Genomic DNA, 23,343 nt, shown 5'->3' with positions numbered 1-23,343 from the left:
GTACGGAGTCAACGCCACTTCCCCAGAAGGCGGATCGTTGGGCGGCCCATCCGTCTTCGCCAGACACATCCGCCCAACGATGGGTATTACAACCTAGCGTTCGGGCGAATGATCCGCCCTCATATCACTCATCCTCCGCAGCAGGCTGGCCTTTTTCCAGAGCCTTCACCCGTGCAGACAGATGCGGAAGACGGTTGATGCTCGCCCAGCGGCGGCGCTCATCCATCACCGGCATCGCAGGGAAGCCCATGTAAGTTGCCTTGCCCGTAGGGATGTCCTTCGTCACCCCGCTGCGCGCCCCCAGCGTCACAAACGACCCGACATTCACATGCCCCGCCACCCCGCTCTGTGCCGCGATGACCACGTAATCCCCGATCACCGCACTCCCCGCGATGGCACACGCCGCCACGATGATGCAATGCTTCCCGATGATCACATTGTGACCGATCTGCACCAAGTTATCGATCTTCGTCCCTTCACCGATCCACGTGCGGCCAAAGCGCGCCCGGTCCACCATCGTCCCCGCGCCGATCTCCACATCATTGTCGATCTGCACAATCCCGGCCTGGCGGACCTTGCGATGACGGCCTTTATCAAATTCATACCCAAACCCGTCCGCCCCGATGACCGTACCTGAATGCAGGATCACCCGGTCTCCCAGCTCACAGGCCTCATACACCGTGACGTTCGCGAAGAGCTTGCACCCCGCCCCGATCACCGCATTGCGGCCCACAAAACATCCCGCCCCGATTTCCGTCCCATCGCCGATCTGTGCCCCGCTCTCGATCACCGCACAAGCCGCGACTGAGATCTTGGAAAGGTCCGCCTTCACATCCTCCGCGATGCAGGCCCGTGGATGAATAACCGGCTCAAAAGCCGTGGCCTGATAGCCATACGTATCCACCACCTTTTCAAAAGCGTGAGAAGGATTTTTCACCGCGATGCACGCCACTTTGTCAGGGCATTTTTCCAGCCCTTCCGGCACCAGCACCGCCGTCGCCTTGGTCTCCATCAGCCGGTCCTTATACCGCGCATCATAATAAAAGCTCAGGTCGCCCGCCAGCGCCTCCCTCAGCGATGCAAAGCCAGTGACACGGGTTTCAGGACTGCCAGAGAGAAGCTGGCCTTCCAACAGTTCAGCCAATTCAGAAAGGGCGATGTTCATGCGGCCCGCCATGTGTCACAATCTGATCTCAAAGGCCAGAAGAGAGTTTCGTGAAAAGAGGTTTTCACCCATGGAGCAAAGGCGTCCCCCCCTGTGGATTTTGTCAAAGTCCCCTCCAACGACTTCGGCCACTATGAAGCGAAAACCTCTGTCACAGTCCCAAGGAGTGAGGCCCTCCTGGCCTCATTATTTGCGGGCGAGACGCCCCCACTCCTTGCACACCCCGCAGCCCCAACCCAAGGAGTTGGAGCGTCCCGCTCCGACTTGTCGCCCCTCAGATGCGCCATCCACGCGAATCTTCGCCCACAGAAATCCATTGGCAAAAGAGGGTCTGGTAAAAGATTTCAGCCATCTTTTACCACCCATCTTTTTGCCAGCATCTTGCCAGCTCCCCCCTTGCACACACCCCCGCCGCCCCAACCCAAGGAGTTGGGGCGTCCCGCCCCGACTTGTCCGCCCCTCATAAGCTCCGTCTACGCGAATCTTTGCCCACCTAAAAGTCAATCAAACAGGGCTTTAAGAGGTATGAGCTAGTTGGCAGAAATTCATGGCAAAAAAATGGTTGGTAAAAAATTTCAGCCATCTTTCACCAACCATCTTTTTGCCAACCTCTTGCTGGCTCACTCCTCGAGAATCACACCCCGCAGCCCACCTGGCACGCAGGAGCCAGCTCGCGGACTTCATCCGCCACCGGCGCACTCATATCCGGATTCGGTTGCTGCGCAGAAAGCCCCAGCTCCGCCAGCAGCGCCAGGTCTTCATTGGCGCGTGGATTCGCCGCCGTCAGCAACTTGTCCCCGTAGAAAATCGAATTCGCGCCTGCAAAGAAGGCCAGGGCCTGGGCTTCGCGGCTCAGGTTCGTGCGCCCGGCGCTCAAGCGCACCTTCGCACGCGGAATGGCGATGCGGGTCACGGCGATCATGCGCACCAGCGAGAAGCTATCCACCTGCACGTTTTCGCTCATCGGCGTGCCCTTCATCGGCATCAGCGCATTGATCGGCACACTCTCTGGATGCGGATTGAAATTGCTCAGCACTTCCAGCATCTTTAGGCGATCCTCAATCGTCTCACCGAGGCCCAGGATGCCCCCGCAGCAGACGGACATGCCGGCATCCTGCGCGTGGCGGATGGTGCTCAGGCGGTCATCATACGTATGCGTGCTGACGATGTTTGGGTAATGCTCAGGGCTGGTATCAATGTTGTGATTGTAAGCCGTCACGCCCGCTTCCTTCAGGATGGCCGCCTCCTCTGCGCCCAGTTGGCCCAGCGTCACACACACCTCCATGCCCAGCGTGGACACATCCTTCACGATGTCCACCACCTGGTTAAATTTCTGCGTGCCCACGCGCACACCCTTCCAGGCCGCGCCCATGCAAAACCGGGTGGAGCCATTGGCCCGCGCCGCACGTGCACGCTCCATCACCTCGTCCTTTTCCATCAGCTTTTCCGCCTGTACACCCGTCGTATAGCGCGCGCTCTGCGCACAGTAACCGCAGTCCTCACTGCAACCGCCCGTCTTGATGCTCAGCAGCGTGCAAAGCTGCACCTCATTATTCGTCCAATGCTCCTCATGAATGGCACGTGCCTGCTTGATGAGGTCAAAGAAGGGCTGGTGGTAGATGCGGTGGAGATCAGCGTAGTTCATGCAGTGGAGGCTTCCAGTGTCATGCCACGAAACCCGCCAATGGGCAAAACGAATTTGGATTTTCAATCATCCCCCATGTGAGCCTCCCCATGTGGCCGCCCGCCCCAGCGGGTGTGCGAAAGCCCTCCAGCCACTCCACCCTCACTTCTCCGCCGTCCACTCCAGGATCTGCCCGCGCTCCAGCAGCCGCTTTTGCAGCTTCGCCACATCAATCGCCTGCACCGTCTCCCCCGCATCGATCGCCTGCGCAGCCGCCACCCCAGCCGATTCCCCCAGGATACAAAACACCGGCTCCATCCGGGCCGAGGCATACGCGATGTAGCTGGCCGAGATGCAAACCGGCACCAGCAGGTTGCTGCATTGCTCCACCTTCGGCGTGATGGCCCGGTACGGGATCGCATACGGGTGGCCCGTCCCCTTCGCCCCGCCGATGAACATATTCCCTTCCGTCGCGATGCCTAGCTCTCCCGTTTCAGGATTCTTTGCCGCATACCGGCGCACCGGATAAATATCCACCCCATAAAGAGCCAGGCCCACACTGTCTGAAACCTGAGTCGTATTCAGCACATCCGCATGCGTCAGCCTGTAGGGCCCGTCCATCCGCCGGGTCAGGCGGACGTATAGCTGGTTAGGCCAACCGTTGGTCTCCTCATGCTTCGTCTTGTCCAGCCCCAGGGACGCCGTGTACGCGCGGAATTTCTCCGGCACCCGAGCATCCGTGCTCATGAAATGATGCAGGCCCCGCAGGTAATCCTGATGCTGTTTCCACACCCGCGCCCGTGCCGTGTAATCCCCATCCTGATAATACCGGCTCAGGCCCAGCGGAGCCATCGTGATCAAAGACTGGCGTTGGTAATTGTATTCCCCCTGGTTTCTCCAGCCCGGGAAAATCATGCTCAGGCTCGCCTGGAGCTTTTTCGCATCCTGCGCGTGCGTCTTCACCAGGTATTCCACAAAACGGCCCACCACCTCATACTGCGCCGCCTCATAGTCCGCAGGCGGCGTCAGCGGCACACGCTTCGCCGGATCATCCGTCACATAAAAGCGGTAATTATAAGCCTGCGTATACTCATCCCCCGCCCCCTTGGCGCGGCCATGATCTGCATCCACCAGTGGCAGCAGACCACTGGCCGGATCCCCCGGGCGGATATACGGATCCAGCGGCGTCCAGTTCGTCGGCAGGCCCACCCCAGCAGGTGCTTCACCATACGTTTCATGCGCCTCCCGCCCCACCGAATAAGCCACGCCCGCCGCGGCCATCACATCCCCCTCATAGCTGGCATCGATGAAAACCTTCGCCTCAATAATCTGCGAAACCTCATGCTTGCCCGCCGCCTGCGGGATACCCGTTTCATCCGGCGGCGCATCCTCCAGGTGCAGGCGCACGATGCGGCCCCCCTCCCGCTCAAGACTCTGCAGCCGGTGGCCATAAATCACCGGCACCTGCTCATCCTTCAGCCATTGCTGAAAGTCCGTGCGTAGCGTCTCCGGCGACAGGCTAAAATTGAATACCTTGCTCTGCGTCAATCCGCCCACCGCACGGATGATCGGGCAATCCTGCTTCGGTTTAATACCCGCCCCCAGGATCCCCCCTACCCAGCGAGAAGGCTCCACCAGCAGCACACTTCGCCCCTCCTGCCGCGCCGCAATCGCCGCATTGATCCCCGCCGGCGTCCCCGCATAAATGCACACATCCACCGCTTGCACCGGCACCGCCGCCACCTGCGAATGAAAAATGGAAAAAGCCAGAGCTGCCAGGATGTAAAAAGTACGATGCATGAGAATAGAGGCCGAAGAATACGAATAGACATCTACGCCGCCGCCCCTGGATTTTTCCGCCAAATGTGGAATGCATCCGCAAAAGGGCAGGGCACCTAACCCCAACGGGCTTCCGTCCTGCCTTGGCCGCATGACGACCGATCTCTCCCAAAACTTTTTTCGCCACTTAGCCCAAGTCGGGGTGGCACTCCCTTGCGTCCGAAAAAAGAGGCGAATAGCTTCCCCCATGCTGACTCTTCCCCTCGACCTCCCAGCCCTGCTGAAGGTCGCCGCCCAGGTCGCGGCTGAATACGGGTGCGAGGTGCGCCTCTCCAAAAACGGCGGCTTCCTCGTCCGCCCTCTCCTGGACCGTCGCACCTCCACATCCTCCTCCACCGAGCGCGTGCGCAAGCACCGCGAGGCGAAACGCCAGGCCTCTCCTTCAGAGGCTCCTCCTTCAGCTGAAGTCGAACAATGCAAAACATCATTACCTGATGAAGCACTTCTTTCCCCCATCCTGCCTGCAACCGATGAAACGCATGTAACGCATGAAACAGTGAAACGCGTTTCAGCCGATTTAGCCCCCTCTTTCCCTCCCGCCCCTCCTTTCCCCGTTCCCCTATCCTCCCCACCCGCCCTTACACCCGTGCCTCCTCCCGCGCGTGAGGCCCGACCCAGGTCGGCGAGGCGTCAGCACACCGAGGAAAACCTCCGTGAAGCCGACTCTGTGGCCGTTCCCACCGCCTTGAGCACCCCGGACTTTCTCGAAGCCTGGGACCAGTGGTGCCAGCATCGCAGCGCCCTGGCCCGGTTGAATCCGCAGAAGCAATGGACCGCCATCGCCGCCCGCAACACCTTGGCCGAATGCGAGCGCAACGGCGAACCCCTCGCCACCCAAGCCATCCGCGCCTCCATCGCCAACGGCTGGCAAAGCCTCGTCTGGGAGCGCACCAGCACCCCGCGCAACAGCGGCAACGGAAACGCAGGAAACGGCAGTGGTTACAGCGGAAACAGCAACGGATTCAATAACCGCCCACGACCGAAGTATCAGGCCTACCAAGCCTCCGAAGCCACCCGTGGTCTGACGCCCGAGCAGATCAGTTGTTTTTGAAGCGCCCCAAGTACCGTGGGCACTCTTGCCCGCGTCGTCCGCCCCAATAAAGCCCCGTCCGCCCCCAGCATGCATTGGAAGCTTCGAAACCACGAGAACCCCCGCCCACTCGCTGGCGCGAGCAGCCACACGTAGCTGCGCCCACCAGGGCGTGGGGGTTTGGGAGGTGTCGAAGCCGTGAGAAAGCTCGCCCACTCGCTGGCGCGAGCAGCCACAGGTAGCTGCGCCCGCCAGGGCGTGGGGGTTTGGGAAGGTCTCGAAGCCAGGAGAAAGCTCCTTCACAAATCACTTCCGCAGCACTTGATAGCCTTCTTTGCTGTCTTTGATGACCCAGCCGGCAGCATCCAGTTCCTTGCGCAGGACATCGGCGGTCCCCCAGTCCTTGGACTGCTTCGCCTGCCAGCGTTTTTCCGCCAGTTCGGCAATGTCCGCAGGCACTTCGGTGTCCGCTTCATCACTCCCGGCGGGCAATTGCAGGCCCAGGGCACGCAGCAGAAAATGAAGCCCCTCCAGGGCCACCACGGCCTCCTCCTTGGAAAGAGTCGCGGCTTTGGTCTTGTTGATCGTTCCAAAAATATCCCCGAGTGCGCCAGGTACATTCAGGTCGTCATTCAGCGTGTCCCACGCCGCAGCGAAAGGCCCAGGCATCGTGCCAGCCACCTCAACAGCCACGCCCGCCACCTCACGAACAGCCTTGTCAAACTTGGCCAGTTTCTGCAAGGCCTGACGGGCCGCATCCAATGAATGCAGGGTAAAGTTCAACGGCGTACGGTAATGCCCGCTGATGAGCACGTAACGGACGTCCATTGGCGTATACCCACGGCCCTTCAGATCCTCCAGCGTATAGAGATTTCCCAGGCTCTTGCTCATCTTCCCGCCATCCACCATCAGGTGGGTGACATGGAACCAATGACGCGCAAACTGGCCATGCGTGGCGCAGCAGCTCTGCGCGATCTCATTTTCATGATGCGGGAAAATCAGGTCCACCCCGCCGCCATGGACATCGAAATCCTCGCCCAGGTATTCCAGCGACATCGCGCTGCATTCCAGGTGCCAGCCAGGCCGCCCATCTCCCCAGGGGCTGGACCAGTAGTTGGGGCCGTCTTCTGCCTTCTTCCCCTTCCACAGGGCAAAGTCCGCCAGTGAATCCTTGGTATATTCATCACTGTCCGTCGCCGTGGCTGCGGAGGAGGCACCCAGCTTCAGCTCCCGGTCTTCCAGGTGGGAAAGGCGGCCGTAGTCTGCAAAGGAGGCCACCTTGAAATACACACTGCCATCCGGCGTGGCATAGGCATGACCGCGCTCAATGAGCGTCTCGATCATCCGGATCTGATGTGGGATGTGCGCCACGGCGCTCGGCTCCACATGTGGCGGCAGCAGATTCAGCGCAGCGCAGTCGGCATGAAATTTCTCCGTCCAAAACTGGGTGAAATCCGTCAGCGACTGCCCCGCCTTCTGGGAATCCCGGATGGTCTTGTCATCCACGTCCGTCAGGTTGCGCACATGCAGCGTCGCCAGACCGCCCTGCTCGATGACGCGGCGGAAAACATCCTGGGCCACAAAGGTGCGGAAATTACCAATGTGCGCCGGGCCGTAAACCGTGGGGCCGCAGCAGTAAAAGCGTAGCGTCTTGCCATCCAGGGGCGTGATGAGGCGCGGCGAGCGGGAAAGTGTGTCGTGAAGGGTCAGCGGCATGAATGGGGGCGCGTGGGATACGATGAAGCGGCGCAGTCTGCAACCGCCAGTGAGCGGGGAAACGGGATTCCCGTCCGGGACAGCGGCCCGGTCAACAGTCCGCCGCAGCGGCTTCTTCCCGCTGCTGCTCCTGCTCCGGCGTCTCCTCATCCTCCAGATCCCGCGCTGCGCCGATTTTCAGGCTGACGCGCAGGCCGTGCTTTTCAGCAGCCGTATTGAGCAGGGAGCGGATGGAGCTGGCGGTCATGCCGTTTTTCCCCAGGACATGTTTTACATCCTCCTGGGCGAGCTGAACCCGAAACACCAAAACGCCATTGGCGTTGTGGCCAATGGCGATGGAAGCTTGTTGCGGGTGGTCAATCAGATTGGCCACCACATAGGTCAGGAATTCGCGAAGTGCTTCGGGGGCGTCCATGACAGGCAATTAGCTGTTTCCGTCAGCCCGATCAACAACGGAAACGAAATGTTAAGCCAATTACTTGGCAGCAGCTTTGCCAGCGCGCTTGATCAGGCTGCGCACGGTCTCAGAAGGCTGTGCACCTTTAGCGATCCAGGAATTCACCTTGTCGAGATCGATGTTGGTGTTGGCACCTTTCATGTGTGGGTCATACGTGCCCAGGATTTCAAGGAAACGACCATCGCGCTTGAAGCGCTGGTCAGCGGCGACGACACGATAAAACAGATGGCCTTTGGAGCCTTCTTGACGGAGACGGATTGCTACTGCCATGAGATCAAATATAAAGTTCGGACTTTCGGGAGGTGGAGCTTGCTGGCTGTGGCGGGGAAATCAACATGTATTTTTGAGTTTTTGCATGTTCCGCAACGGGGGGTGCGACCTAATCACCCCGTCAAATCTTCACTCCAAGCGCATAAAGAGAAAAACGGCCCCCATTTTAGGAGACCGTTTTCCAAAAGGATCGACTCAGCCCAGCTTACTTGCTGCTGGTGTAGGGAGCTGCAGGCGGCACATAGATCTGTTCCTGCACCACGACATGCTTCGTACGGCGCGGGAAGATCGGCAGGCGGGCAGTGCCGATGAAGTGCTGCTGGTGGGTATAGTCGTATTCACGGCGTTCATCCCGCTTGTTCTTATACCCGGCACCTGGCGTACGGTAGCGGGTATAGAACTGCTCATTCACGCTGCCTACCATGTAGGGCTTCGTGGTGCAGGAGGATAATGCGGCGAGAGTGAGGAGGGGTAAAATCCATTTCATAGGAACAGCGTGAGTTTGGCCAGAAATGCGGCGTGTTGTCAAAAAAAATTTCGTAATTGCTGCCATTGCTGGTTGCCTGAAAATCAAAGCCCTCCTAACGCATCCCGCATGAAGCTCTCCCGCAAAGCCGAGTATGCCATGCGCGCCTTGCTGGCGATGGCCCGCTCGCCTGAGACATCCACCTTTTCCATTCAGGATATCGCCACCCGTGAGCGCATCCCCCTCAAATTCCTGGAGCAGATCCTCCTGGTGCTGAAAAATGGCGGTATGCTGCGCAGCAAGCGCGGCGTGGGCGGCGGCTACCAGTTTCAAAAAGCCCCTCTGCGCATCAGCCTGGGGGAGATCGTCCAGCTCATTGATGGCCCTTTTGAACCCCTGCCCTGCACTGCCCTGACGGACCGCCCAGGCGGCACCTGTGAATGCGGCATCCCCGGCGGCTGCGGCCTGGGGCAGGTCTTTGGCGGCCTGCGCGATGACGTCAATGCCTGGCTGACACGCACCACCCTGGCAGATGTGCTGGAGCGGGAAAAAGCCCGCCAGCTCATGTCATTCGAGATTTGAACTGGCCACCAGAAACTCGTCCAAATTGGTCTCCGGGGAGTCCCCCATCATCACATAAACATACTTCCGGCAGGACCAAGAGGCCACCGGGTAGCCGTCCACCCATTCCACCTTCTTCGGAGTTTCCTCTGGCAAATCCTTCAGGGATTCCCGCAGCACTACGAACAGATGCGCCTCCTGGTCCCCACGGCCAAAGCACACCATGGCCACCTTTTGGCCGCGCCAAGTCACCGTGCGGCAGCCAAAAGGACGCGCTTCTTTCGTGCAAGGCTTCACCACATACGGCTTCGGTGCGCCCTGGGTGCCCAGCCACGCACTGACGTTGGAAATCTCCCCCGTCACATGATCCAGGCCGAAACCCTGAGTCTTCATCGTATCAAAGAGGTCCACGATTTCTGTTTCGAACTGAGCCAGCGTGGGGTCACTGCCTGCCGCAGGCTCCGCAATGATAACGATAAGCCCGGCCAGGGCTGCCATCGCAGCAGCCGCCAGCCACGGCATGCGCTGCCAGCGCGGCACCGGGGTATGGATCTTCGAGGCAGCTAAAATCTCTGAGCGCAAATGCTCAGGCACCGGCACTTCCGCCACGCATTTGCACATGGCCAGGTCAAAGCTCTGCTCCTGGGCAAACCACTCCATCACCGCTGGTCTCTGGGGCAGTTTCTCCATGGCCTCGCGCATCAGCGGGTCATCATTGTCCTGGCCGTTGGGGCGGCAGGCGCTCAGTCGTAAATGGAGTTCGGTGTCATCCATGGCGGCTGGATTGGGCGGGTTCGAAGGGGATCACTTTGGGGGATTCGGACGGGAGGGTCTCTCCGTGGCTCTGGTCAGAAAGTTTTTCGCGTAACTGGGCTTTCCCTCGCGAGAGGCGAGACATCACCGTGCCGATGGGCACATCCAGGATGCTGGCGATCTCCTGGTAACTGTGCTGCTGGAGGTAAAAAAGCATGAGCGGGACACGGTACGTTTCATCCAGTTGGTTCAGGGCATTCAGGGCGGACTGGCCGTCCATCACCTCCGTCATGCGATCCTGCACCACCGGCAGTTCAGGCTCCGCATCTGCCAGTTCCACATGCGGATAACGGACTGCCCGTCGGTTCCCAGTTAAAAATTCACGGTAAAGAGTGGTGAAGAGCCAGGTCTTCGCCTTGCTGCGGTCCCGAAGCTGGAAGCCCCGGGTCGCCCAGCGTAAAAACGTCTGCTGAGTCAGGTCCGCCGCGTCCGCTTCCCGCTGGGCAAGGCTCAGCGCGAAGCGGTAAAGCCCCTGGTAATGCTCCTGGACGAGGTGCTCGAACTCCATGAGGCGACGACGGTTTCCTAAGACAAGGCGGCGCAAAACACGCGCCAGCTTTCAAATTACATTTTCTTCTTGCTGTCGCAGGTCGCGCACTTGCTGTCGCCCGGCTTGCAGCAAGCAGCGGACTTGGATTTGCAGCAGTTGGCGCAGCTCGAAAGGCCAAGGCTGACAGCGGCGAGGGAGAGGATGAGGAGGGCTTTCATGAACGGGTGGGTATGGGTAGGGTGGTGCGGGCTACGCCCAATGGGGGCGCGGCTCCAACATTACGACGCTAAATTCGCAAAGTTATTCCTTACCTTTTGAAAAATCTCAGGGCACCATTTTCTCATCCCAAATCCACAGGGGCGTAATGGCCGCGCCTTCCACCCAGCCGCGCAGATTCTCAGGCCGGTTGGGGATTTCCACATAATTCCACGCACCGCGTTTTTCCAGAATCCGCACCTGAGACCCAGCTGGCAGATCCATCACGGTGCCCGAGGTCACCGTCGCCCCTGTATAGGCACGCGCCTCTGGCATCGTCACGATGGAGATGTCCCGCACCCTCTCCGCACCCAGCGGGCGGATGGAGGCAAAGGCCGTGGCAGGCACCGCGATAAAGATCCCAATGAGGGACATAGCCACCGCCCACGGCAGCCCCTTGCGCCCCACCAGGATGCGCCAGGCAGCAGAAAGCAACACTAGCCAAAAACCCGCACTGGCAAGGATCAGCCATTCATTCGGCGTCAGCCAAAGGCTCCACTGGCTCAGCGGAGACTCGAAGGGATAGGAAACAAAACGTAGTTTTTCATACAGATGCCGCAGGTTCTGCCTCAGCTCCGGTGCACGGGGATCAAAGAGCTGCGCCCGCTGATACCACAGCACCGCACGGCCTGGATCTTCCTGCCGATAACGCGCATGGCCGATGAGCTGAAACACCTCAGAGCTGAGCTGCGGCGGTTTCTTTTTCGTCAGAGATTCAGCCAGATACTGAGCACGGGCATAGTTGCCCTTGGTCATTTCCTCCAGCGCTTCCTGATAAACAGCATCCGCCGTCGCCACTTCCGGCTTAGCCTCCTGCGCACCCAGGGTGCCACAGCAGAGCAGTCCCAGCATCACTAGCGCGGTTACTTTTGAAAGAGCCTTGTTAAACAGTCCGCTCAGTGTCTGGGTGATCTGGCGGCGCTCCTCCGGCGTCACTGGGGCAGATGCCACCGCCGCAAAGTTGCTGCCCTCATACCGGTCCAGGATGGTCTTCAGTTCCGGCTCCTGCACAGGCTCACCCGCCTTGGCCGTGTGAATGAACTGGGCCGCACGACGCAGGAATTCACCGTCCGCCACAGACCCTTGATCCAGCCCTGCCCAGGCTGCACGCAGCTGACCCGCACGGCCAGCCATGAGGGCCTCACGACGCCTGCGCGCCATCGCCAGGAAACTGGCCAGGAAAAGCAGCCCCACAGGCACTGCCTGCACCGTCCAGAAAGTCGGGCTGCGCAGCAGCAGATTCCCCGTGGGCACCAGCCAGCGCGAGGTGGCAGGTGGATTGATCAAAATATCCGTAATGTCCGGCTGCGGGTCCGGCACCAGCAGCGGCGGCAGTGGCACAGCCTCCCCGGCTGCACCGGCTGCCGACTCACTGGCCGCAGTCACCGGGGCAGGTTTCATGTTCAGCGGGATGGCCTCCGTCTTCAGCGTCACATACTGCTTTTTGGTCGGGCTAAAGAAATTGATTTCAAAGGGCGGCAGCTCCTTATGCACCGCTTCCGGGATGAAGACCTGCGAGTAGCCCACCTTGCGATCCAAGGTCGGCACCTGGTTTTGATCAAGCTGACCTTCGATGTTGTACCGCTTCGCCGGATAGGATTTCCAACCGCTTTCCTCCGTTAATGCAGGAGCGTTCAACGCATCGAAATTGCCCGTCCCTTCCACCATCAGTTCCACGGCCACCGGATCTCCCACCGTCAGCTCTGTAGGGCTGGCGCTGGCGCTGAGGATGAAATCTCCCACCGCTCCGCTAAAGTTCGCAGGCTTGCCTTCCGCAGGCATGGGCAGCACACGCAAAGTCACCGGCTGGCTTTGGACCACCACCTTGCGCGGCTCCGTCATCTGAGGGAAAAAGCCCGGCGGGAAATTGGGCGGAAACATGTTCTGGCGCGGGCTGTCTTCCACCGGCACTTCCACCAGAAGCTCCATGGAAGCAGGGCCGACCTTCAGTTCCCCCGTCCGCAGGGAGGAGAGCGTGCTGCGGAAAGTCAAAACAACGTAGCCCACGCCGTCGATGGTTGTCGTCGTCTGGTCATTCTGCTGGGGAAAGCGGGCGATGGCAAAATCACTCTTTTCAATGTCAACGAGCCCGATGCGCCGCAGAGGCGTCTGGCGTGGAATGTACAGGGTGCAGTTCAGCGGCATCACCTCCCCCTGATAAATTTCCGTCTTGCCCAGCTCCAGTTGCAGGATGGGTTTGTTCGCATCATCGGCGGCCGCCACGGCCTCATCTCCGCCGCCTTGGGCCACGGTCAGCTTCACCTCATTGGTCGTCATCATCTGGCCGTTGACCTTGAGGCTCTGGGCCGGGATGACAAAATCCCCCGGCTCACTGGCGGAGATGCCCCAGGTTAAACGCACGGAGGAAGTCTGCCGGCCATTGGTGATGCTGAACTGCTGGGAGGTGGAAACCGCCGTGTTCTGGATGAGCTGCAACGGCAGCCGCAGTTCAGACATGCGCTCCACACTCCCGTCCTGCACCGTGATGACATACGACACCACTTGGTTAGGCCGCACCTTTTCAGGCTGCACGTAGGCACGGATCGTGGCGGCTTCTGCCGCACCTGCGATGACCAGCATGGCCATGGCCTGAAGCCAGAGGAGCGGAGCCGGGAGGCATGTCAGTTTTGTCTTGGATCCCATCATGTTCATTTCCAGTTACCAGTCCTTCCCGTTGGCCGCCGGGTCCCGCGGGCGCACGATCTGCGCTTTCTTCTGATCATCCGCATAGGTGCGCAGAAAGGCCCGCGCTTCATTGGGGCTGAAGCCGGTGGCATCATCCGTTTCATTTTCAGAGCCCTCAGCCTCTTGGGCCTGCTCGCCCTCTTCCTCCTTGGGTTCTCCCTTGTTGGCAGCTTGCAGCTCACCCTCAGGCAGTTCTTCTTCTTTCTCCTCACCCTTCTTTTTGCCCAGGCTTTCCTTGCGGCTGCGGTCCTTGTCATTCTTGCCCTTGCCGTCCTGTTCTCCATCCTCGCCTTCCTCACCCTCTTCACCTTCCTCCCCCTTCTCACCTTTCTTTTTATCGCCCTTGTCCCCTTTGTCACCCTTCTGCTCTTGCTGATCGATCTGCTTCTGCAGTTCATCCAGGCGCTTTTTCACGAATTCACGGTTTTCCTTCAACGGCTCATTTTCCGGATCCTGCTTCAAGGCAGCATCAAAGTGTTTCAAGGAGTCTCTCCAGGTCTTCAGGGTAAATTTCGGCTGCTTGGCCAGGGTCCGGTCCCCTTGGTCATACAAGCTGTGGGCCAGGCCCTGGTGTGCCTGCTTCTGCACCGTTGTCTCCTCGGATTCCAGCGCCTTGCTAAAGGCCCCGATGGCGCGGTCGTAATCCTCCGACTGATGCGAGGCATATCCCAGCGCCTGCGCATAACGATAGCGCACACTCTCCGGCGGATCTTCCTTGATCAGCTTGCCAAACAAATCCGCCGCCCGCTTGTGATCCCCATCTTTCAGAGCTTCCTCAGCTTCTTCGGGAGTCACTTTTTTCCTCTCGAAAACAGAACCCCAGGCCGCCAACAAAGGTCCGTCGGAAGCCGTCGCAGAAACGTCGCCGAGCCCAAGAAAAACGAGGGCCATCACTGGTGCTAGACGGCGGGGGGAGGAAGAGCGGAGGGACCAGGCAATCATAAGAAGTAGTACACCTATAGACAACGGCCATTGGAAACGTTCGAGAGGCTTCACAAGTTGCTTTGCCTCATTCGTCTGTGCCTGCAAGGCTGAAAGTAGATCACGCACCACGGATACGGCCAATGGCTGCGAGCCCAGTTTCAAATATCGCCCTCGTGTCGCCGTCGCGATCTCCTGTAGCACCCCGCCCTGTAGCGTGGTCTTCACCACATTCCCGCTCCGGTCACGCACATAATCCCCCACACGGTCCGGATCCGGATCTGGAATCAAAGACCCCGCCTCCGTGCCCACGCCAACGGTCAGCACCAGGATGTTTTTCTTCGCCGCCTGCAGGGCATACTCCCGCACCTGCTCATTCGGCTCCCCGCCATCGCTGAAAAGGATCAGCCCATGGTTACGCGCCGGGTTCTTTTCAAACGTGTCCATCGCCAGCTTCAGCGCCTTCCCCAGGTCACTGCCCCCACGCGGGACCGAGGTGAAATCCAGCGACTGGATCGCCTCCACCACCGCCTCATGATCCGTCGTCAGCGGTGCCTGCAAATACGCATTTCCCGCAAAGGCGATGAGGCCCACACGGTCCGTTTTTAGCGAGGCCAGCACATCCTGCGCCGCCAGCCGCGCCCGCGTCATCCGATCCGGTGCCACATCATTGGCCAGCATGGACCGGGATGTATCCAGGGCCAGGATCACATTCCTACCGGACTCCACCTGGATGACCTTGTCCTCCCCCCAGCGCGGCTGCGCGATGGCCAGAATAAAAAAGCCCAGCGCCGCCAGTTGCAGGCCAAAGATCAGCCCCGCACGCCAGGAGGAAACCCCCACCACCAGATCATGGCGCAGGCGCGGAGCCGTCATCTTTTCCACGATCTGGCCCGCGCTCATGGCAGACCACAGCCGCAGCCCCGCCAGCACGGGCAGGACTAGCAGAAAGTAGAGCAAATCTGGATTGGCAAAAGTCATGCGGGTCATTTCAGGTAGCCACCGCCACCGGGGCGGCATTCAAAAACGTGAGACGCAGCAGCAGCGCCAGCCCTAGCAGAGCAGCCGCCAGTGCCGCAGGAACGAAAAACAGCTCCTCCGTCTCCACAATGCTGCGGCGTTTGATCTCCGTCCTCTCCAGGTTGTCGATCGTGCTGAAGATCTCCTCCAGCGCCGTCAAATCCTGCGCCATGTAAAAGCTGCCACTGCCGATCCGCGCCACCTCTTGCAGCGTCCCTTCATCGAACTCCTGCCTGCCGCTGGTAATGATGCGACCGCTCGGCAGCGGGATCATGTGCACCCCTGGCGTGCCAATGGCAATCGTATAGATCCTCTGCCCCAGCGTAGCCGCCAGCTTCGCCGCATCCAGCGGACTCAGCTTGCCACTGTTGTTCGCCCCGTCCGTCAGCAGGATGATCACCTTGCTGGGTACCTTTTCCTTGTCCAGCCGCCGCGCTGCCATCGCCAGCCCAGAGCCGATGGCCGTACCGTCCTCCATCACCCCGGTCTGCACCCGGTCCAGATTAGACTCCAACCAATCCCGCTGCAAGGTCAGCGGACACGGCTGATACGGTGCCCCCGCAAAGGCCACGATGCCCACCCGGTCACTCGTCCGGCCACGGATGAAATCTCGCATCACCCGCTTTGCCGCCGTAAGCCGGTTCACGGGCGAGCCGCCAATGTAAAAGTCCTCGATCAGCATCGAAAGGGACACATCCACCGTCAGGCAGATGGCGATGCCCTCCGTATTGTCCTCGTCATGAGAGATCACCTTCTGCGGACGTGCCAGGGCCACAATCGCCGCTGCCAGGCTCACTAGGATCAGGCCAAAGGTCAGCCCGCCATGCGTGGACTTCGCCTTGAAACCCAGATCCCGCAGGATAAACGCCGTCGGAAAAGCGACCGCTGGCGATTTGCCAATGCGCCCGCGCCACCACATCATCAGCGGCAGCGCCAGCAGCGCCAGTAGCCACTCCGGCCGCTCCAGAATGATGTCTCTTAAAAAGGGAATGTTCATGGCCGGTCCTCCTCCAGATGCGTCATCGCCTTCGCCACCAGTTCCATGGATTCATCCGCAGATGCCGGTACCGGCGCAAAGGAAAGCTGGTCCCACAGCTCCGCCAGCGGCGCATACCGGTGCAGGCGCTGGGAGGTGGCCGGAATGCCGCCCCCCTGGAAAATTTCATGCGTTGTCCGGAAAGGTGCCGGGATCTTGTACCGCTCCAGAAAATACCCGCGCAGGATCTCAGACACCTCCGCACTCACCGCCCCCGGCGGCAGTCCACGGGCGCGGGTCGCCAGCTCCTTCAGCGCATTCATCGCCTGCTGCCACGGCCTCTTTGGCTCCACCGCCATCGGCGGCTTCGGCCGTAGCAGCAGCCACAGCACCAGAGCCAGCAGCGCCACCAAAAAAAGCGCCCCCACAATGAAAATCCACACCGGCAGCGGTGCTGGCGGCAGAAACACCTCCGGTAATTCCGGGTGCGGCAAGGGCTGCAACGGCGGGGCCGCCGGAGCCTGGGCTAACCAAAAGTTCATCATCACCTTTTCCTCCTTCTCCGTGACCGGAAGTAAGCCTTCATCGCCGGGGCATAATCCTCATCCAGGCGCACATCGATGCGCTCCACCCCGTTTTTCCGCAGCATCCTCGTCAGCGCATCCTGCCGCTCACTGATCGCCCTGGCATACTGCTGCCTCACCGCCGGGTGGGACGTGTTCACGATGAACTGCTCCCCGCTTTCCGGGTCCTCCAGGCAGATCCGCCCCGCCTTCGGCAGTTCCCATTCACGCGGGTCCGTCACCTGCGCAGCCACCACATCATGCTTCGCCGCCACCGCCCGCAGATTCCCCTCCCACACCGTATCCGGCGTCAGGAAGTCCGAGACCAGCACCACCAGCGCCCGGTGCGCTACACGCTCCAGAGCCGTATCCAGCGCCGGGGCCAGATTCGTCTTTCGGCTCACCGGCCGGATGGTCAAAATATCCCGCAGGATCCGCAGCGCATGCGCACTGCCCTTCCGCGCAGGCAGGTAATGCTCCACCCGGTCGCTCACCAGGATCAGGCCCACCTTGTCCTGGTTCTGCACCGCGCTGAAGGCAAACACCGCCGCCACCTCCGCCGCCCGCTCCCGCTTGCTGTCCTCCTGGCTCCCGTAGTCACCAGAGCCGCTCACATCCACCACCAGCATCACTGTTAGCTCCCGCTCCTCGATGTACTTGCGCACAAACGGCTCATCCATACGCGCCGTCACATTCCAGTCCAGGAAGCGCACATCATCCCCCGCCTGATATTCACGGAAGTCATCAAACTCGATCCCCTGCCCCTTGAAGCGCGAATGATACTGCCCCCCCAGCGTCTCCTTCACCATCCCCCGCGTGATCAGCTCGATCCTCCGCACCCTCTTCAGGATGCGCGTCAGCTGTTCGTCATTGTCAGGTGTGGTCAGCATAAGGAATTAAGCCGCTGATAAGGCCATGTCAGAGGTGGAGATATTAAAATGCCATAGGCCAGCCGGAGCACCCGCCGCATGGCTGCTGATGACTTCGGAGATGGCCGGACAAAGAGATGGACTCGGGATAAGATGCAAGCTGACAGCGGATTTTGAACCGCTCACGATGGGTTGCTCATTTGCAGTAACGGACTCCTTCGAGTTGTCCAGAATCCAAAAGCGATGCGCACGAGTAGCAAACCAGGGCAACGATCCGAGCGAGTCTTTCCAACGTCGCTCCAGTTTCTCCGCAGGCACATCATGCCCGCCTTCGAGCGTTCTTTGAAGGACTCGTGCTTGCGAGAGTGCTGCGGAATCTAAAGCCAGATAAATAAGCATAAAGCGTCCCTGCAGTTCCAGCACACGCTCCACCACCGCACGGTATTTTGAAGTGCTCAATACCGACTCGATCACCACCGCAGCCCCTTCCTCCATGCGTTTATACAACAACGCCTCAGCATCATCGGCCGCTTTTATAAAAGTGGACTTCAGCATTTCCTTGGAGGCATCTTTCCAAGCGGTGATCCCGCTCTCCTGCAGGTAGGCGAGCGTGATGGCATCGGGATTGATGAATTCACACGCGGACAGCAAATCCGCAAACGGACCGCTCTGGACCAACGTGGTCTTTCCAGCCCCATTTGGCCCGGCAATGATCCACAAATGAGGTTTAGACATTCTTTGAAGCTTCCTTGGTCTTTTTGCGAAGCGTTTTTGCAGCGGTGCCTGCCCGTCTGGCGGGTGATTTAGCCGCCCGTAAAACCGTCGATGATTGACTTCCCTGCACCGGCTTGGCTGCCCTCTTTTTACCAGTCGAAAAGGCCTTCAGGCCAGCCTTCCTGGCCAGCGCCTTTTTCTTCCCTTCCGCGAAGCACGCGACCAATACCTCAGTAAACGAATCCGACATCGGATCCACCGCATAACGGTGCCCATCCAGGATGACTGGCTTCGTCTGATATTCGCCCTGCTTTTCTTGGAGATTGGAAGTTTTCATGGCAGAGATCCGTGGGAATAAAAAGTAGTTTGAAAAATCGTCCCGCAACCCGCCCTCACGGCACCGGCAGCTTGTCCAAAAGCTGTTTCACCACATCCTCACTGCTCACCCCTTCCGCCTCCGCTTCATACGAAAGCAGGATACGGTGCCGCAGGATGTCCGGCCCCAGGTCCTTGATGTCCTGCGGCGTCACATAGTTCCGCCCGGATAGGAAAGCATGCGCCTTCGCCGCTAGCGCCAGATTGATCGTCCCACGCGGGGACGCCCCGCAGCGGATCAGCAGCTTCAGGTGCGGCGCATACGCATCCGGCTTCCGCGTCGCCTGGATGATCGCCACAATGTAATCGCGGATCTTCTCATCCATATAGATCGCATTCACCAGCCTCCGGCTCGCCACGATGTCCTCCGTCTTCGTGATCTGGCTCACCTCTAGCTTCGGCGCACTCGTCGCCATCGCATCCAGCACCTGCCGCTCCTCGGATGGCGTCGGATAGTCCACCCGCACCTTGAACAGGAAACGGTCCAGCTGCGCCTCCGGCAGCGTATACGTCCCCTCCTGGTCGATCGGGTTCTGCGTCGCCAGCACCATGAACGGATCCGGCAGCTTATACGTATTATCGCCGATCGTCACCTGCCGCTCCTGCATCGCCTCCAGCAGCGCACTCTGCACCTTCGCTGGCGCACGGTTGATCTCATCCGCCAGCACCAGGTTCGCAAAAATCGGCCCCAGGCGCGGCGTAAATGTCCCCTCCCGCGGGTGGTAAACCATCGTCCCGATCACATCCGCAGGCAGCAAATCCGGCGTGAACTGGATGCGCTTAAACTCCGCATGCAGCGCGCTCGAAAGCGTCCTCACCGCCAGCGTCTTCGCCAGCCCCGGCACCCCCTCCAGCAGTACATGCCCGTTCGTCAGCAGCGCCACCAGCAGCCGGTCCACCAGCGCCGTCTGCCCCACCAGCACCCGCCCGATCTCACGCCGCAGCGGCTGCACCCACGTCGATGCCGCCGCGATTCCCGCCGCATCCGGCACCGCAGCCGCTCCCGCAGACGTGGGCAAAGGGTTCTTGCTCAAAGAAATCGGACCAGATTCAGGAAGGGATGGCGGGGTAACAGAATCAGACATGCGTGGTAAAAGCTCAATGGTGGCAGGGTGAGAGTCAAGACAGGACCTCCATGTTCAAAACGCCGCCGCCCACCCTTTTTGCCGCAAAAGATTCCCCCACCCCCAAAACAACCCCCAATCTCTCTCCCCCCACCCTTCCTATCAATCCTGCCCATCCTACAATCCTGTCGAAAAAACCTTCCCAACCATCCCATCCAAAAATCTTTCTACCCTGCCCCGTCCCGTCCCTTCCCACAGCCCCCTCTCCCTCCTGTAAATCCTGTAAATCCTGCTAATCCTGTCCAAAAAATCCGCCCCTCACCGCTCCCGCGGCTCCAGCTCATGATCCGGGTCCCGCCGCTTCTCATACACCCGCACCCGCGCCTGCAGTTCCCGCTTCGATCTCCGCTCCACCGTCATCTGCCGCTTCTTCTGGCTCCGCCGCAGCTTCTCGATCTCCTCATCCAGCTTCAAAAAGCCCTCCATCCGCCCCGCATCCAGCTCCCCCGCCTCCATCGCCGCACGGATCGCACACCCCTTGTCCTTCCCATGCTTGCAGTCCCCAAACTGGCATTGCAGCGACAGCGCCTCAATATCCGCAAACCCCTCGCGCAGGATCACCTCATTCGTCCACATCTGCACCTCCTTGATGCCCGGATTATCGATCAGCACGCCCCCCTTCGGCAGGATGATCAGCTCCCGCGCCGTCGTCGTATGCCGCCCCTTCCCCGTCAGCTCATTCACCTCATCCACCCACTGGTACTCATCCCCCAGGAGCTGATTCAGCACCGACGACTTCCCCACCCCGCTGGACCCGATCAACGTCACCGTCCGCCCCTTCGTCAAATATTGACGCAGCACCGCCAGGCTCCGCTTCTTCGTCGCACACGTGATGTGCACATCCGCCGCCGGATTCAGCGCACGGATCTCCTCCGCCGCCGCCTCATTGTCCTCCTTCTCATAAAGGTCGCTCTTGTTCACCAGCACCACCGCCTTCGCCCCACTGCGGGCGATGATCGTAAAGTACCGCTCCATCCGCCGCAGGCTAAAGTCCGTCCCCGCATCCGTCACCACCACCACCACATCCACATTCGCGGCGATCACCTGCTCCTCCGTACTCTTCCCCGCCATCTTGCGGGAAAGACACGTCTGCCGCGGCAGCCGCGCGCGGATCACATGCTCCGCATCCTCCCCGCCCACCTCCAGCGCCACCCAGTCCCCCACCGCCGGCAGCTCCGCATCCGTCTCCGCATCGTGGTAAACCTTCCCACACATCACCGCCTCATACTCATCCCCATCGCCCGTCAGCGCCCCATACGTGATCTTGTTATCCCGCGTCAACCGCGCCGGCACCCAGCCCGCCTTATAAAACGGGCCAAACGCCTCCTCAAAAACCGCATTCCATCCAAGATCACTCAACGTCATCCCCCAAAATACCCCAACAACCCCAAAGAACAAATCAAGGATGCGGCAGAAACAACTCGATTTACGAGTCTTGCGCACAGCGAACAGGGGACACAAAAGAGAAAACTCTTGAATCTATAATTGGGGAACTACATCCGTTAAATGTCGCTTTAATCTGAAACGCCATTAAATCAGCGCTAATTGCGATTAAGCGTTTCACTGAACATCAATTGGACTAATCGACCATATTTCTTTCACAAGTGCTATGAGAATAGCCTGCCTTAGATCGATGGTCTCAGCAGTCCATTCGTCGAACGCTACGAGCTTGGTATTAATGCGCGTAATGGAGGTATTATTCCCACATTCCTCCAGCTTTACGAGGCTTCTCGTCAGGTAACTTCCACATGCGGTGTATTTAGGCTTCTTTAGTTCAAAGAAATTGTTTCCTGCGATAATATTTAGCGGCTTTTCTAGAAGGGTCAAATTTCCCAAACGAAGCTTCTCTTGATTATAGTCCCGCCCTGGATTTTTCCTTTTAAAGTCGGCTAGCAGATCCGCTGTCGGTGTGTTGGGCAGGATGTGCTCGATCTCCAGGCCTCTATACTCATCTAAAGATCCTGCAACCTTGATACCTCGGAAAGCCATATCCACATGCTGGGCCAGTTTCCGTAGTAGATACCGCGTTCGGTACTGTTGCATCGATTCAAAATTATATCGTTTTATTCCGTCGCTGAGTTCAGGCTCTTTCGCCTTCATTCCTGCTTGAAATCGATTCATTAGAAAGATATTCAATTGCTCACGCTGCAGTGCTTGATCAGCAATCTCACAAACGAAACGCAACTCATCAGCCCAGATTGAGAAACTTCGCTCCAGTTCTTTTGTCGGGCTTTTGGTGAATATAAAGTAAAATAGAAAACTTTCCAACTGCTTTACAAAATGATCAAATAATGCTGGGGGTAAGGGACTCACAGCCAACAGCAGTACATAGTGCAAACTGAAGGCTCCTCCTGTCAATTGAGCCAGATTGTTCATGGCCACATTAGCATTGCCATTATTATCACGCTGCTGCGTAAAGTTCACGTAGCATTCTACACTAATAATGATTTTTCGCACGAAGGCAAACGGTGCCGCCTTGTAGTTACAAAGGACTTCGTTCTCCTTTTTCACGAACCAGTCATAAATCTCATCTTCACGCACTACTCCATCTCTGCGTGCATTTTCAATCCTATAGCTCGCCATGAGGAAATAACGCAAGAAACGCAGCGGTTTCTCCCCTACTTTGGCCAGCGGCTTTGTTACCTTTTCCCACTCACCTTTGAGTTTAGTAAAATCATCTTTCAGCACTTGGGTGAAAAGTAAATTCTTCAGCAAATCCATCGGATTCAGCCCCACACCACGTTCATTGATCGTCTCAAAGATCTTTAGCGCACTGCTCACATCAGTGGATATCTGAAAGAAGATTACATTGTTGGCCAAATAACCGAAATAGCGCTTCAGCGTTTTGGGATCCTGATAATTGCTCTGCAGGTAACGATAGATCGTGCCATAGGCGCTTAGAAGGCGTTCCAAGGACCCAAAACTTTTTATTCCAGCCGCTTGTATACCAGCACGAGTTTTTTCAGGATCACTGGCTATATCAACTATCCTGGTCATGACCTCGCCAGCATTTTCATAGCGCGGCTCTAATTTGAGACGGACTTGGTTTTCTCCATCTGCAGAAATGTAACTTGTGGTGATGAGTCCGCCGATTGCCTGTGATTGCACTTCTCCCTCAAAACAATGTTTGAGGGCGCAGAGAAGAAGAAAAAATGTGGTCAACCGCTGCTGTCCATCGATTACCTCAAAGTGCTGCCTTTGCCCCCCGACCGGAGAAACCAATACGGTGCCAATAAAGTATTCACGTGTGTTGTCTCCCCCAATTTGTTCATCGATATCCGCCAGCAATTGCTGCACTTCTTTATCTGTCCATACGTATTCGCGCTGATAGTCAGGAATGATGTAAAAGCATTCTCGAAACGCCTCTTCAATAGTGTATTTATGGTTCTCAATTTTAGCCATAATCAATA

22 protein-coding genes are annotated in these 23,343 nt (G+C 58.7%); 2 read left to right on the top strand and 20 right to left on the bottom strand.

Annotated features, from left to right (window positions below):
- Window positions 1-124 precede the first annotated feature (124 nt).
- The 3 genes from lpxD to EI77_RS17020 form a co-directional block, all read right to left on the bottom strand.
- The gene (lpxD, locus tag EI77_RS17030; RefSeq protein ID WP_133796500.1) at window positions 125-1,165 is read right to left on the bottom strand and encodes a UDP-3-O-(3-hydroxymyristoyl)glucosamine N-acyltransferase; all 1,041 of its coding nucleotides are present in this window, start codon (window positions 1,163-1,165) and stop codon (window positions 125-127) included.
- 634 nt (window positions 1,166-1,799) lie between these two features.
- Window positions 1,800-2,810 carry a biotin synthase BioB gene (bioB, locus tag EI77_RS17025; protein WP_133796499.1) on the bottom strand — a complete coding sequence of 337 codons (1,011 nt, stop codon included), beginning with the start codon at window positions 2,808-2,810 and terminating at the stop codon, window positions 1,800-1,802.
- A gap of 141 nt (window positions 2,811-2,951) precedes the next feature.
- The gene (locus tag EI77_RS17020) at window positions 2,952-4,589 is read right to left on the bottom strand and encodes an FAD-dependent oxidoreductase (protein ID WP_166647315.1); all 1,638 of its coding nucleotides are present in this window, start codon (window positions 4,587-4,589) and stop codon (window positions 2,952-2,954) included.
- 226 nt (window positions 4,590-4,815) lie between these two features.
- On the opposite strand from EI77_RS17020, the gene EI77_RS23430 reads away from it, so the two are divergent.
- Window positions 4,816-5,679 (top strand): hypothetical protein, encoded by an 864-nt coding sequence (locus EI77_RS23430; RefSeq protein ID WP_166647314.1) that lies wholly within the window; start codon window positions 4,816-4,818, stop codon window positions 5,677-5,679.
- 285 nt (window positions 5,680-5,964) lie between these two features.
- Here the strand turns inward: EI77_RS23430 and cysS are convergent, their stop codons facing one another.
- From cysS to EI77_RS16995, 4 genes are all read right to left on the bottom strand, one after another.
- The gene (gene cysS, locus EI77_RS17010; RefSeq protein ID WP_133796496.1) at window positions 5,965-7,374 is read right to left on the bottom strand and encodes a cysteine--tRNA ligase; all 1,410 of its coding nucleotides are present in this window, start codon (window positions 7,372-7,374) and stop codon (window positions 5,965-5,967) included.
- Between the two features lie 91 nt (window positions 7,375-7,465).
- Window positions 7,466-7,789: a KH domain-containing protein gene (locus EI77_RS17005; RefSeq protein ID WP_133796495.1), complete on the bottom strand. Its 324-nt coding sequence runs from the start codon at window positions 7,787-7,789 to the stop codon at window positions 7,466-7,468.
- A gap of 60 nt (window positions 7,790-7,849) precedes the next feature.
- Entirely contained in the window at window positions 7,850-8,101 is a 252-nt protein-coding gene (gene rpsP, locus EI77_RS17000; RefSeq protein WP_133796494.1) for a 30S ribosomal protein S16, read from the bottom strand.
- A gap of 205 nt (window positions 8,102-8,306) precedes the next feature.
- Window positions 8,307-8,588: a hypothetical protein gene (locus tag EI77_RS16995; RefSeq protein WP_133796493.1), complete on the bottom strand. Its 282-nt coding sequence runs from the start codon at window positions 8,586-8,588 to the stop codon at window positions 8,307-8,309.
- A 108-nt stretch (window positions 8,589-8,696) separates the two neighbouring features.
- Here EI77_RS16995 and EI77_RS16990 point away from each other — a divergent pair, with 108 nt between their 5' ends.
- Window positions 8,697-9,149 (top strand): RrF2 family transcriptional regulator, encoded by a 453-nt coding sequence (locus tag EI77_RS16990; protein WP_133796492.1) that lies wholly within the window; start codon window positions 8,697-8,699, stop codon window positions 9,147-9,149.
- On the opposite strand, the gene EI77_RS16985 is transcribed toward EI77_RS16990, so the two are convergent.
- From EI77_RS16985 to EI77_RS16930, 13 genes are all read right to left on the bottom strand, one after another.
- The gene (locus EI77_RS16985) at window positions 9,135-9,902 is read right to left on the bottom strand and encodes a hypothetical protein (RefSeq protein WP_133796491.1); all 768 of its coding nucleotides are present in this window, start codon (window positions 9,900-9,902) and stop codon (window positions 9,135-9,137) included. The two genes, EI77_RS16990 and EI77_RS16985, sit on opposite strands and share 15 nt — an antisense overlap.
- The gene (locus EI77_RS16980) at window positions 9,895-10,485 is read right to left on the bottom strand and encodes an RNA polymerase sigma factor (RefSeq protein WP_243838908.1); all 591 of its coding nucleotides are present in this window, start codon (window positions 10,483-10,485) and stop codon (window positions 9,895-9,897) included. Before EI77_RS16980 ends, EI77_RS16985 begins: the two co-directional genes overlap by 8 nt.
- A 20-nt stretch (window positions 10,486-10,505) precedes the next feature.
- Window positions 10,506-10,649 (bottom strand): hypothetical protein, encoded by a 144-nt coding sequence (locus EI77_RS23425; protein ID WP_166647313.1) that lies wholly within the window; start codon window positions 10,647-10,649, stop codon window positions 10,506-10,508.
- Window positions 10,650-10,755: 106 nt separating this feature from the next.
- Window positions 10,756-13,332, bottom strand: coding sequence for a BatD family protein (locus EI77_RS16975; protein ID WP_166647312.1), 2,577 nt, complete (start codon window positions 13,330-13,332; stop codon window positions 10,756-10,758).
- 12 nt (window positions 13,333-13,344) lie between these two features.
- On the bottom strand, window positions 13,345-15,282 hold the full coding sequence (locus EI77_RS23610; protein ID WP_208300391.1) for a VWA domain-containing protein: 1,938 nt from the start codon (window positions 15,280-15,282) through the stop codon (window positions 13,345-13,347).
- 1 nt (window position 15,283) lies between these two features.
- The gene (locus tag EI77_RS16965) at window positions 15,284-16,309 is read right to left on the bottom strand and encodes a VWA domain-containing protein (RefSeq protein ID WP_133796488.1); all 1,026 of its coding nucleotides are present in this window, start codon (window positions 16,307-16,309) and stop codon (window positions 15,284-15,286) included.
- Entirely contained in the window at window positions 16,306-16,833 is a 528-nt protein-coding gene (locus tag EI77_RS16960) for a DUF4381 family protein (RefSeq protein WP_133796487.1), read from the bottom strand. The genes EI77_RS16965 and EI77_RS16960 overlap by 4 nt, the downstream gene beginning before the upstream one ends.
- A complete protein-coding gene (locus EI77_RS24005; protein WP_133796486.1) occupies window positions 16,833-17,741 on the bottom strand; it encodes a DUF58 domain-containing protein in 909 nt (302 codons plus the stop codon). The genes EI77_RS16960 and EI77_RS24005 overlap by 1 nt, the downstream gene beginning before the upstream one ends.
- Before the next feature lie 6 nt (window positions 17,742-17,747).
- Entirely contained in the window at window positions 17,748-18,455 is a 708-nt protein-coding gene (locus EI77_RS16950) for an ATPase (protein ID WP_133796485.1), read from the bottom strand.
- Window positions 18,448-18,771, bottom strand: a complete 324-nt coding sequence (locus EI77_RS16945; RefSeq protein ID WP_133796484.1) for a hypothetical protein — start codon at window positions 18,769-18,771, stop codon at window positions 18,448-18,450. Before EI77_RS16945 ends, EI77_RS16950 begins: the two co-directional genes overlap by 8 nt.
- A 55-nt stretch (window positions 18,772-18,826) precedes the next feature.
- Window positions 18,827-19,894, bottom strand: a complete 1,068-nt coding sequence (locus EI77_RS16940) for an AAA family ATPase (RefSeq protein ID WP_133796483.1) — start codon at window positions 19,892-19,894, stop codon at window positions 18,827-18,829.
- A 297-nt stretch (window positions 19,895-20,191) separates the two neighbouring features.
- The gene (gene rsgA, locus EI77_RS16935; RefSeq protein WP_133796482.1) at window positions 20,192-21,298 is read right to left on the bottom strand and encodes a ribosome small subunit-dependent GTPase A; all 1,107 of its coding nucleotides are present in this window, start codon (window positions 21,296-21,298) and stop codon (window positions 20,192-20,194) included.
- Between the two features lie 195 nt (window positions 21,299-21,493).
- On the bottom strand, window positions 21,494-23,335 hold the full coding sequence (locus EI77_RS16930) for a DUF262 domain-containing protein (RefSeq protein ID WP_133796481.1): 1,842 nt from the start codon (window positions 23,333-23,335) through the stop codon (window positions 21,494-21,496).
- Window positions 23,336-23,343 lie beyond the last annotated feature (8 nt).

Source organism: Prosthecobacter fusiformis, from assembly GCF_004364345.1.
In the GTDB taxonomy this organism is placed as follows: Bacteria; Verrucomicrobiota; Verrucomicrobiia; order Verrucomicrobiales; family Verrucomicrobiaceae; genus Prosthecobacter; species Prosthecobacter fusiformis.
Note: the sequence above shows the minus strand (reverse complement) of the source record. Positions and strands in the feature narration are given on the sequence as shown.